We start from the raw sequence: 11,941 nt of genomic DNA, 5'->3' as shown, positions 1-11,941 counted from the left end.
AAAATGACAATGATAAAAATATGTGGGATTAAAAGTATTAAGGATGCATATATATGCGGGAGGTTAGGAGTAGAGTTTCTAGGAATCAACTTCTGTCCTCAATCTCCTCGATTTGTTGGTATACAGAAAGCAGAGACTATAGTGAATGAGACAAAAGAAAAGTTTCCAAGAATCAAAATTATTGGTGTTTTTCAGAATGAGCAAGAAAAAGAACTTATTCACATTAGCAAAAAAACAGGCATTGATATTATCCAGCTACATGGCGATGAAGGGAAATCATATCAGTTCAATATAAAAAAGAAAACAGGAAAAGAGTTGATAAAAGTAATTAGATTAAAAGATGAGTCCTCTTTCAAAGATCACAATGGTGTTCCTGCCAATTATATCCTATTCGATAGTTTTCATCCAGAAAAATATGGAGGAACCGGAATTACACTTGATAAACATCTTGCCATTAAAGCTATGAAGACGTTTAAAAGAAAAATGATTATACTTGCAGGTGGAATAAACCAATCAAATGTTAAAGAATTTTTAGAATTACGTCCTTTCGGAGTAGACATTAACTCGGGTGTGGAAATAAGTATAGGGAAAAAAGACAAAAACAAAATAAGGAATATAGTTAGCATCATAAATGGTGAATTGAAATGATAGAAAAAGGTTATTATGGAAACTACGGGGGAATTTTTGTCTCTGAATTGCTTGTACCAGCATTACAGGAGTTAGAGGAAGCTTTTCTTAAATATAAAAACGATGAAAAATTTACTGACGAGCTTAATTTCCTTCTTAAGAATTATGCAGGAAGGCCAACACCATTAACCTTTTGTAAGCGATTGAGCAAGCAATCTGGAGGAAAAATCTATCTCAAAAGAGAAGATCTTCTTCACACAGGAGCCCATAAGATAAACAATGCCCTTGGACAAGCACTTCTTGCAAAATATATGGGCAAAAAGAGAATCATTGCTGAAACCGGCGCAGGACAACATGGAGTTGCTACAGCAGTTGCTGCTGCAAAATTAGGATTAAAGTGTGAAGTTTATATGGGCACTAAAGATATGGAGCGACAGAAGTTGAATGTGTTTAGGATGAAATTATGTGGAGCAGAGGTTATTCCTGTTGACACTGGGTCAAAAACACTAAAAGATGCCATTAACGAAGCACTTAGAGATTTCACTGCAAACAGCCCTACAACACATTATCTGTTAGGAAGTGCTCTTGGCCCACACCCATATCCAACTATTGTCTCTCACTTTCAGTCGATAATAGGGGAGGAAACCAAAAAACAAATATTGGAATTTGAGAAAAAATTGCCCTCGGCTATTATTGCTTGTGTTGGTGGTGGAAGCAATGCAATTGGTATATTTCAAGCATTTATCAATGATGAAAAAGTTAAGTTGATAGGAGTAGAAGCAGGAGGCTTAGGAATTGAAAGTGGAAAACATGCAGCTAGATTCTCAGATGCGAAAAAAGGAAGGGTTGGTATTTTACACGGGACAAAATCTTATGTTCTTCAGGATAAATATGGTCAAATCGAGAATACTCATTCGATATCAGCGGGATTGGATTATCCTGCGGTTGGCCCTCAACACGCCTATCTTAGAGAAATAAAAAGAGCAACATATACATCAGTAACCGATGAGGAAGCCCTAGAAGCAGTAGATTTGCTTTGCAAAGAAGAGGGAATCTTACCTGCATTGGAATCTGCGCATGCTATAGCTTTTCTTAAAAAATACCCCTGTCATAATAAAATAATTGTCATCAATCTTTCAGGAAGGGGCGATAAAGATGTCACCCAAATAATGAGAAATAGAAATAGAGTGAATGATCATGCAAAAAACTGATAATATTGGAATAAAATCTGGTAAGGCATTCATACCGTTTACTGTTCTGGGCTATCCTGATGAAGAAACCACTATAGAAATAATAAGGACAATGGCAGAAAACGGTTCAGACATGCTTGAATTAGGATTCCCCTTTTCTGATCCTATTGCAGATGGCCCAATATTACAAGAGGCAAATACAAAAGCAGTAAAAAAAGGGGTTACTACAGATACTTGTTTTGGCATACTGAATGAAATAAGGAGTTTCACAAAGTTACCCATTGGCCTCCTGCTTTATTATAATCTTGTTTATCAATATGGAATAAGAATATTCTATAAAACATGCAGTGATCTCAGAGTTAATACTATTTTAATAGCAGATGTGCCACTTGAAGAATCTGATGACATTATCAAAGCTGCTGAAAGTTATGGAATTAAAACCGTGTTCATTGTTTCAGAGCTTACTGATGATGAGAGGCTTAAGCAGATAAAAACCAAGACTACAGGATTCATCTATATTGTTTCTAAAATTGGGGTTACTGGTAAAAAAATGGGTATTCCTGATGTTACCAGAGAAGTTCTACAGAAATTAAAGAAATGTACTGATTTGCCTCTTTTTGTAGGTTTTGGAATAAGTAATCCTGAAGATGTCCGTAAGGTCTGCGAAACTGGAGCAGATGGTGCTCTATGCGGATCTGCCATTATTGAACTAATAAATGAAAATATTAACAACAAACAATTGATGATTTCAAACCTAGGAGATTTCATTAAAGAAATGAAAAGGGCTACAGAAAATGAAAAATAAAGTTATTTCCTATAGTTATTTCTTGTTATTTCTTTTTTCGATATAACCTTAATCACTCAACCGTGTTACTTTATAGACTTTATCTCTTGCCCTAACTAATGATGCGGTTTTCAGTCCAATATGTTCTCCTTTTTGGGCTGCTTTTGTTGGAGCATTATTGATCTGGATTGACTCTACGTTTTGTTCGACAACCCCTGTTGTGTCTCCAATAATGAGAAGAGAATCTCCAATTGCCAGTGTTCCACTTTCTAAAAGAATATCAGCTACTTGTTTTTGTTTATAATAGTTGCATACCTTTCCGATGTATTCTTTTTTTGTTGTCGCCTTACTTCCATAGCTATTGGTAAAGGCATTTATGGGAACTCCCATATAGAACCCATTTGAGAATTCGCGATGATATACTGTTTTTACTTTTGTTAATAACTTGTTAACCAATCGTGGTGTAAATTTCCCCAGAGCATAGGCATCAATGGCTTCCCGATAACACGAAACAACGGTTTTGACATATTCAGGACTTCTTCCTCTGCCTTCAATTTTAAAGACATCTATCTGAGCGGCAATCAGTTTATCAAGAAAGGGTAAGGTACAAAGATCTTTTGCACTCATCACATAATGGTTTTCCAGTTGTAACTCTTTTTTTGTTTCCTGATCAGTAATCAGGCAGGCATCATAGGATCGTCGACATGGTTGAAGACATTCTCCTCTATTTGCTGACCTTCCATAGAGAAATTGTGACATGAAACATCTCCCTGAAAGAGAAACGCACATGGCACCATGAACAAAACACTCAAGCTCTACTTTTACTTTTTTCTTGATTGCTATAATTTGTTCTAGGGTACATTCACGTGCAAGAACAATACGGGAGATACCTAATTGTTTATAGAAGGCAGCTGCTTTGGAATTTGAAACAGAGGCCTGAGTGCTGAGATGCACCTCTATTTTTTGGTGTAATGCTTCTTGAATAACACTCAAGTCCCAGCAAATAATAGCATCAATCTTAGCTTTTTTTGCTGCAGAGACAATCTTCTTCAGTTGCTCAAGTTCATCATCATAGATGATAACATTGAGGGTGAGGTATGCCTTAACTCCATGCTTGTGGCAGTACGTAACCACGTTCTTGAGTTCATCGCACGCAAAGTTTTGTGCAGTAACCCGCATGTTTAGTTCCTTTGTTCCGAAGTAAACAGCATCGCAACCTGCTTGGACAGCAGCACTTAACATAGCCCAGTTCCCCACAGGTGCTAAAAGTTCTTGCTTTGATTGTTGTCGTGTTTTCTTAGACATTTTTATGTTGAGAAATCATTTTAAGAAACAGATTATAATGAAGCTTCAATCATGATTTGATAAGGCTCTCTCCTGTCATCTCCTTTGGTTGCGGTACATCCATGAGCTTTAAAATAGTAGGCGCAATGTCTTGGAGTCCTCTATTCATTTTTAACTGTGCACGTTTGATGGTATGGTCATTACTGATGATAGTTAATGTAATAGGATTGAGACCATGACTTGGGTCAACACTTCCGTCATCGTAGAACATATGATCAGCATTTCCATGATCGGCCATGAGAAGGATAACATAATTATCCGCTAATGCTTTTGTAACAATCTTACCAACGCATGCATCAGTTACTTCACATGCTTTTACCACTGCCTCAAAAACACCACTATGCCCTACTAAATCCGGGTTTGCATAGTTGACCAGGATAAAATCATACATACCAATCTTTTTCAAGAGTTGCTCAGTTAATTCATAGGCAGACATCTCTGGTTTCTGGTCATAGGAAGGAACTTTTGGTGAGGGAACAAGAATTCTTTCTTCTCCGGCATAAGGATTTTCCTGTTGTGAATTAAAGAAAAAGGTTACATGGGCAAATTTTTCTGTTTCTGCTGTCCTTAATTGTTTTAAACCATTTTCGGCAAGGGTTTGCCCTAAATTATGGGTTACCTTCTGCTGCGGAAACGCTACTGGCAAGTTCCAATTTGAGTCATAACTACAAAAACAGACATAGTGCACATTGACCGGTGTCTTAGGTTGTTCAGGGCAGTATGCAAGGCTGTTCATCATCGCCGTAATCTGTCGTGAACGATCGGTCCTAAAATTGTACCAGATAAAGGCATCATTATCTTTGACCAGCCCTAAAGGAGAGCCCTTTTTATCCACAATGCATGTTGCCTGAACATAGTAATCAGTTTTGTCTCCTCGCTCATATGCCTTTTGAATTGCTTCGCTTGCAGATAGGGCAGTAAACCCTTTCCCTTCAACCATAAGTTCGTAACCCTTTTTTGTTCGATCCCAGTTTCTGTCCCTGTCCATGGTATAATACCTTCCACACACCGATACTATTTTTCCCACACCTACTGCTTTTATTTTTTTTTCTGCTTCCTCTACCATTGGCAGTGCAGAGCGTTCAGGCACATCTCTGCCATCGAGGGTAAGATGAACAAACACACGATCAAAGTTTTGTTGTTTGCAGAGTTCGAGGATCGCAAACATATGGTGGTAATCTGCGTGGATACCCTCAGTAGAAAAAAGACCATTAAGATGCAACTTCGTGTTATGATCCCTGCAATGCTGGATTGCTTTTTGTAGTACTTTATTGGTAAAAAATGATCCATCTCTTATTGCTCGGTTAATAAGTTCATACGGCTGCCAGACAATGCGGCCTGCTCCCATGGTGAGATGTCCAACTTCGCTGCCGCCTTGCACCCCTTCAGGATTGCCAACAGCATTTCCTGTACAGGCAAGAACAGTTGTAGGATAATGGGTTGTGTAGAAATCATGGTTGGGTGTGTCAGCATGGGTAATAGCATTTCCCTTGTAGTCCTTACCATGACCCCAACCGTCTCGAATGATCAGCATGACCTTATGTTTGGGCTGCATGATCTCAGAAAGATAACGATGTTTTTAAAGGTTTGCGTTTCTGATCTTACAGAAAAACTGATGGACAGAAAAAATTCTCTGAGATAACTTTGGTTTGTCAAACCAAGCTTTTGGCCAATAATTTGGTCTGATAAACCAAAGGTTTATAAATAAGTGCCGCTTTTTAGGCTCTATGGAAAAAAATATCCTCAGAGAATTGCTCCTAGAACAGGATCAAAAAAAACCGTTAAAATCCCTTGTGCAGCGTGAGCTGTGGTCAACGCTTAGCAGCCATCTACGAACGCCTTTTATCGTTATTGTTTCTGGCGTACGACGTTCTGGGAAATCAACGCTGTTGCTTGAACTCAGAGAAAAAGTAGACAATTACTATGTTAATTTTGATGATGAACGGTTTCTGTCCTTTAGTGTTCATGATTTTGCATTGATGTACGAGTTATTGTTGGAATTGTTTGGCGAACGTTCAGTTTTTATTTTTGATGAAATACAAAACGTTTCAGGATGGGAGCGATTTGTCCGTCGCTTGCATGATGAAAAAAAGAAAGTATTCATTACTGGTTCTAATGCAACAATGCTCAGCAGAGAATTTGGAACGCATCTCACCGGGAGATATGTATCATTTCCCCTTTATCCTTTCTCCTTCAAAGAGTTCTTATGGTGGAAGAAAGAGAAAAACGTCGATGTACAGCGATTGACGTCTAAGCAAAAGAGCCTTTTGAAACGAGATTTAAATGAATACCTCTCTGCAGGAGGATTTCCTGAGTTTCTTCTTACTGGAAAAGAAGAATACCTCGTTACCCTCTATGAAAACATTATTTATCGCGACATTATTACTCGATACAAGCTGCCTGACGAAAGGCCACTTAAAGAGACGGGTTATTTTGCAGCAAGTAATCTCGGGAAGGAACTAAGCTTTAACAAGATTCGTCATCTTACCGGGCTTTCGAGTGCAACAACTATTCGGGAGTATTTTGCTTATTTGGAGAACAGCTATCTTTTTTTTGTGTTGTCGCGTTATGACCCCTCTCTTGCAAAGCAGATATATGCACCAAAGAAAGTGTATGCCATTGATCCGGCACTGAGTAGGCTTGTTGGATTTCGACCAGCTCATGACCGGGGAAGATTACTTGAGAATGTTGTCTTCCTGCAACTCAAACGCCAAAATAAGGCGATTTACTTTGCTAAAGAGATCTACGAATGTGACTTTATTGTACGACAAGGAGCGGCTATTGTTGAAGCATTCCAGGTAACTGAAACTCTTACTAACAACAAAGACAGAGAGATACAGGGGCTTTTAGAGACAATGACTCGCTTTCGACTTAAAGAAGGAACAGTTATAACACAGGATCAAGAAGATGTTGTGAGAGAAAAGGGAAAAAAGATAACCATTTTGCCACTTTGGAAATGGCTCCTTCTGGAAAAGTAATGAATTTATTTAAGTAGGCGTATATTTTTCTCAACATGTTTACCTAATGTTGTCTTTCGATAAATTCTGCCAGTCTTCTCCTTTGGATTAACAACTTCAACAAGCTTTTTCTCTGTAAGTTCCGTTAATGCTCTTGAAATAATATTAAAAAAAGTGTTGCTTGTTTTACCATAAATCTTTCTTGTGAGTTCTGATGGCATGCTTGGTTTGTCTAGTGCGTGAAAAACGGTTTGTCTATTCCTTCCTCTTTTTACAAATGAAACAAAATCAAGCAATGACATAGTAATTCTATTAGTGAAATATCTATAAGAATGGAATTCAACAATCTATTAGCAAAGTATATACAAAAAACAAAAGATTTATAAGGAAGTATAGTAAAAGTATAGTAAAAAGAGCAAGATCGAAAGTAGGGGTGGGAGATACATGGGAAAAAGAACAACCGAATTTGTTATAGGTTTAATTGGCGGAATTTTTGGTTTCTTTGGTGCGTTGTTTGCTTTATTCTTTGGTGGTTTAGGCAGCGCCCTAGGTGCAGAAGGCGCATCAGGGGTTATAGGAATGGGGTGGTTAGCAGTTCTACTATCAATTATTGGGATCGTTGGTGCTTCTTTGGTAAAAAGCAAAACAAAGCTTGGTGGGTGGCTAATGATTGTTAGTGCAGTAGGTGGTGTGATAAGTATTAGTTTCGCCTATAGTCTAGCTTTTGTATTGTTAATAATTGCGGGTTTAATGGCACTATTGAAAAAAGGTGAATAAAAATGAGTAACAAAAACCTTCTTTTAGCGAGCATTTTAATTATTGGACTTTTTGTTTTAGTTGGGTGTAGCGGTGAAAATGGATCTACTGCAAGTCCCAATGAAAATTCTCAACCAGAAGAAAAAAGTAATGAACATATTCAAAAAGAAGTGTTAGCAACTGCAGTTAAAGCCTATGTTGACGCTTCTTCAAAAAATTGGGATGAAGATCTACAGGATGATGGGATCATTGTATATCCAGAACTAAAAGATGCTAGTGACAATGTTGTTAAGTTTGAAGGCATTGAATTAAAAGTAGACATAGAGATTTGGACAAAAAAACTAAATGAAGATTTCAAAGAGGTTAAAGATAGAAATATATATAATGGCTCAGGAATTATTGATACTTGGAAAGATGGTAACTTTATGTTTGATGGTGGGATTAAAATCCCTTTTGATGACATAAAGGTTATAGAATCTGACAGAGATTATGGTGAGTTATATGTTAAGATACATGCTAATGAAAAGGTATATGAAGCAAAGAGCTTAATGGGGGTTAGAATTAAGCCAGAAAGTGAATAGCTTCTATTAACGAGAAGTTTGTGTTGTGTGGGGGAGCCCCCTTTATTTTTGATTATTTATACCATTTTTTTTAATGTATCTTCTTGAAATCATGACCGACAAAGGATGCTTTTTTTCCTAACTCGTCTTCAATCTCCATCAAGCGGTTGTATTTGCAGACTCTTTCTCCCCGTGAAGGTCCGACCTTGACAAATGCTGCATTTACCGCAACAGCCAAATCTATCATGGTTGTGTCATTCGTTTCTCCACCACCTCGATGGCTTATGATGGTGATCATCCCATGCTTTCGTGCAAGCATACAACAGTTGATCGTTTCCGTTAGTGTTCCAATCTGATTGAGCTTAATGAGGATGGCATTGATTGCCTTGAGATCAATAGCCTTTTGCAGCCGTTTTGGATTCGTAACGGTTAAATCATCACCTATAATTGGTAGTTTACTCCCTAATTTTGCCGTAAGTTTTGGCCAGTATTCCCAATCATCCTCATGAAGAGCATCTTCAAGCGTAATAATCTCCGGATACTTCTTTATCCATGCAGCAAAATACTCAATCATTTCTTCTGAGCTTAATTCTTTATTATCTTTAGAGAGTATATATTTTCCATCCTCAAAGATTTCAGAAACCGCAGGATCTAGACTAAGGCCAATATCTTTTCCTGGCTGATAGCCTGCATTCTTGATTGCTTCAAGCATTAATCCTAACGGCGCATCATTTGTTGCCAAACCTGCAGGAGCAAAGGCACCTTCATTTCCTACATTAGCGTTTAAGCTTTTAGACTTCAATACTTTTTTGAGATGCAGATACGTTTCAATGCCATAACGCACAGATTCCTTTACCGTAGACGCTCCAACAGGGGAGATCATATATTCCTGCAAATCAGCTGATTGGTCTGCGTGCACGCCTCCTTCAATAACAACCATCATCGGACAGGGCAAAACAAAGGAAGTTATGGGCAACGAAAAAGTTTCTCGTAAATAGTGATAAAATGCCTGCTTTCGCGATTGTGCTGCTGCTCTGGCGACTGCTAACGAAACACCGAGAATAGCATTTGCTCCGAATTTGCTTTTATTTTCTGTTCCATCTAATTGTATCATCCATTGATCAATAGCTTCTTGGTTTTGTGCATCTTTTCCCAGTAGCGTAGGAGCAATCTTCTTGTTAACATTCTCTACAGCTTTCAACATTCCCTTACCAAGATATCTTTTGCTGTCTCCATCAAGGAGCACAGTTGCTTCGTGAATTCCCGCAGAGGCTCCAAAAGGAACAGATGCTGTAGCTCTCGTTCCATCGCTGAGATCTGCAGAAACTTCCAATGACGGTGTTGATCCAGAACTTAAAATTTCTCGTGCCTTTATCTGGGAAATTGTTGCCATCTTCCTTACCCCCTTACGCTAACCCTCTACCTATACTTTACTTACGAGCCCGTACATGGACTCCATTCGCTATAAAGACCATCCTTACAGGTTCTGATCTGCTGCCCTTCTTGCTCAACCTCTTTGACTTCATAGCTGAGACACCACAAGAAAAACAAGAATCGTGCTTGGCAGGTTTCCTTCTTTACCGTCGCAGTACAATCACGAACCTCATCAGCGATACATCCATTGAGCTCAGCCGGCTGTTCCAAGATGCTTGGAATTGTCTCACTAGAACTTGTGCATTTTCCATTGATACATCCCTGATCTAGCCCACAGGCCTGAACCAGATTTTTTGTGATGTAACTCTCACAAGAACTGCTTGTTTTCCCTGGATCAAGGCATTCCCATATTAAGTCATTACGGTAGATGGCCTGACCGTCGCAAAACTGTCCACCAACAGTTGTTGGAATACCACAATCAGCATTGGTGTTGCAACGCATAGTTTGAATTGTTGCTGATTCATTGGCGCATGCACCAACACTACAATGCGTGTAGGAAAGATTCATGCAGTCAACGCTTGTTTCATTCTTATTGTTATTACTACAGTAATATTCGGTTAAGGTATTCCCGAGGCAGTAGTCTGTATAGGTTTTATTATTTGAAAAGACTACCCCTAATTTGTGGTAGGTTAATCCTAAATCACTATCAACGCAAGATCCTTGATCAACACATTTCCCATCAAAACAAGTTTGTGTAGCAGTACAGTTCTGCAATTGCGTTTGTTTTGGCTCTTGCACACAATTGGCGTTAGGTGTTGCTGGATTAAGGCATGTCCAGGTAGTACTGTTCATCCATGGACTGTTATCTTTACAGTAAGTTTGATTTCTTTGATCCCCACAATCATCATCGGCAAAGCATGCAATGGCTTGATTGATGTAGCCACATGCTCCTTTGCTGCATTCATCAAATAATTCATCAAGGCAATCAATGATTGTTTCGTTTTGCAGAGTATTATTATTAATACAATAAAACTCATGCAATATCGTACTACTATTTTCACAGTAATCTGCTGTGGTTATTCCCTGATAGGTTGTTTCTCCTGCACGGACATAATCTAAGCCGCTGTCATTCTCATAACATGCTAACTTGGTACAATTGCCATTACTACATTGTTCTGTCTTATCACAGGCATCGATCAAAATCTCATCATGTTCTTGAACACATGTTGAGTTTACCTGGCCGGGATTCAAACAAATCCATTCGGTTATATTCTGATAGACATTGTTTTGGCTACAAAAATTTTGACTATAGATTGCTTCACCACAATCACTATCACGATTACAATTACCTACAATTTGCTGTTTACAGGCATCATACTCTGCATCAATACAACCAAACTCGCATTGTTTGTACTCAGATTTTGCAGTTTCCCCTTCACAATAGTATTCGTAGATTTTATCTTGGAGACAAGAGTCTTTGTAGATGAGACTTGCAGAATCATTATCTGTTGTGATGGTACGATTAACATACCCAGGGGTAAACTCATCAATTGCTTGATCCGAATCAACACAACTTGGCGAAGCTTTTGTCGTTGTTGGAGAACTGGTTTTACCGTTAACTGTACATACGCTATCACTGCACGTACTTCCATACAGGTCATTGCAGTTTACCGTTGTTAACTCCCAAAGACCTCCATTACACCAGTACTCAAGAAGGACATTCGGATATTGGGTACTACAACGATCATATTTTGTTTTTGTTTCTCCACTTTGAATGTTCTTTAATAGAATACTTCCTTTGACGTGATGATCGTCACCATCACTATCATCAATACAGCGCCAATCTTGTACACCTGAAGGTTCTGATGGTACGGGTTGTGCTACTGGTTCTGGCTGTCCGCTGCCTTGCCCATTTTGTTGCTCAACTATTTGATTATTTTGTTGATTGGTTGTACTGGTGTTTGATGGTTGCTGTTCCTGGTTTAAAACAATATTTCCAAATATCCCGGATTCTGCACAGCCTGCAATAAGTCCTGTAAGTAGAAGAATAAGAACCATACTCAGCCAGATTAACCCTCTTTTCATAGCACAACTAAAAAACTTCTTTTCCTATATAAAGATTTCTAAATCTTTAGAGAACTGTTTAATTTGATTATTAGTTTACACTTTAATAATAAGCCGAGATTTCTGCACTTTTGGTGATTTAAATGGAAAAATTGAATGAAAAAAAAGAAAGTGGGTAGTACAGCAATACAGAAGCGGTAGAAGTGCTACTTCTATAGCAAGAATTCAAAAAATCAGCAGGCAGATGGTTTACAAGCTTGTTGCAAAACATAAGAAAGAAGGGTC

The 11,941-nt window shown here is 38.3% G+C and carries 11 protein-coding genes and 1 pseudogene; 7 read left to right on the top strand and 5 right to left on the bottom strand.

Going from position 1 to position 11,941, the window contains the following annotated elements:
• Positions 1 to 3 precede the first annotated feature (3 nt).
• Genes HYW21_03885 through trpA form a run of 3 tightly spaced genes read left to right on the top strand, consistent with a single transcriptional unit; the run spans position 4 to position 2,622 of the window.
• Positions 4 to 648, top strand: coding sequence for a phosphoribosylanthranilate isomerase (locus tag HYW21_03885; protein ID MBI2548466.1), 645 nt, complete (start codon positions 4 to 6; stop codon positions 646 to 648).
• Positions 645 to 1,838, top strand: coding sequence for a tryptophan synthase subunit beta (gene trpB / locus HYW21_03880; GenBank protein MBI2548465.1), 1,194 nt, complete (start codon positions 645 to 647; stop codon positions 1,836 to 1,838). The genes HYW21_03885 and trpB overlap by 4 nt, the downstream gene beginning before the upstream one ends.
• Positions 1,825 to 2,622 (top strand): tryptophan synthase subunit alpha, encoded by a 798-nt coding sequence (gene trpA, locus HYW21_03875; protein MBI2548464.1) that lies wholly within the window; start codon positions 1,825 to 1,827, stop codon positions 2,620 to 2,622. The genes trpB and trpA overlap by 14 nt, the downstream gene beginning before the upstream one ends.
• A gap of 48 nt (positions 2,623 to 2,670) precedes the next feature.
• Here the strand turns inward: trpA and HYW21_03870 are convergent, their stop codons facing one another.
• Both HYW21_03870 and HYW21_03865 read right to left on the bottom strand, forming a co-directional pair.
• The gene (locus HYW21_03870; protein MBI2548463.1) at positions 2,671 to 3,906 is read right to left on the bottom strand and encodes a U32 family peptidase; all 1,236 of its coding nucleotides are present in this window, start codon (positions 3,904 to 3,906) and stop codon (positions 2,671 to 2,673) included.
• Positions 3,907 to 3,955: 49 nt separating this feature from the next.
• A complete protein-coding gene (locus HYW21_03865; GenBank protein MBI2548462.1) occupies positions 3,956 to 5,500 on the bottom strand; it encodes a 2,3-bisphosphoglycerate-independent phosphoglycerate mutase in 1,545 nt (514 codons plus the stop codon).
• A 172-nt stretch (positions 5,501 to 5,672) separates the two neighbouring features.
• Here HYW21_03865 and HYW21_03860 point away from each other — a divergent pair, with 172 nt between their 5' ends.
• Complete coding sequence (locus HYW21_03860) at positions 5,673 to 6,923, top strand: ATP-binding protein (GenBank protein MBI2548461.1); 1,251 nt, start codon at positions 5,673 to 5,675, stop codon at positions 6,921 to 6,923.
• 5 nt (positions 6,924 to 6,928) lie between these two features.
• Here the strand turns inward: HYW21_03860 and HYW21_03855 are convergent, their stop codons facing one another.
• Positions 6,929 to 7,204: an ArsR family transcriptional regulator gene (locus HYW21_03855; GenBank protein MBI2548460.1), complete on the bottom strand. Its 276-nt coding sequence runs from the start codon at positions 7,202 to 7,204 to the stop codon at positions 6,929 to 6,931.
• Between the two features lie 142 nt (positions 7,205 to 7,346).
• On the opposite strand from HYW21_03855, the gene HYW21_03850 reads away from it, so the two are divergent.
• Positions 7,347 to 7,679, top strand: a complete 333-nt coding sequence (locus tag HYW21_03850; protein ID MBI2548459.1) for a DUF4064 domain-containing protein — start codon at positions 7,347 to 7,349, stop codon at positions 7,677 to 7,679.
• Positions 7,680 to 7,681: 2 nt separating this feature from the next.
• On the top strand, positions 7,682 to 8,239 hold the full coding sequence (locus HYW21_03845; protein ID MBI2548458.1) for a hypothetical protein: 558 nt from the start codon (positions 7,682 to 7,684) through the stop codon (positions 8,237 to 8,239).
• Positions 8,240 to 8,309: 70 nt separating this feature from the next.
• On the opposite strand, the gene eno is transcribed toward HYW21_03845, so the two are convergent.
• Entirely contained in the window at positions 8,310 to 9,611 is a 1,302-nt protein-coding gene (gene eno / locus HYW21_03840; GenBank protein MBI2548457.1) for a phosphopyruvate hydratase, read from the bottom strand.
• A 41-nt stretch (positions 9,612 to 9,652) separates the two neighbouring features.
• Complete coding sequence (locus tag HYW21_03835; GenBank protein ID MBI2548456.1) at positions 9,653 to 11,677, bottom strand: hypothetical protein; 2,025 nt, start codon at positions 11,675 to 11,677, stop codon at positions 9,653 to 9,655.
• 154 nt (positions 11,678 to 11,831) lie between these two features.
• Here HYW21_03835 and HYW21_03830 point away from each other — a divergent pair.
• Positions 11,832 to 11,941, top strand: a pseudogene (locus tag HYW21_03830) (helix-turn-helix domain-containing protein).

The organism is Candidatus Woesearchaeota archaeon (assembly GCA_016187565.1).
In the GTDB taxonomy this organism is placed as follows: Archaea; Nanobdellota; Nanobdellia; order Woesearchaeales; family JACPJR01; genus JACPJR01.
This window is presented reverse-complemented; position numbering and strand designations above follow the sequence as displayed.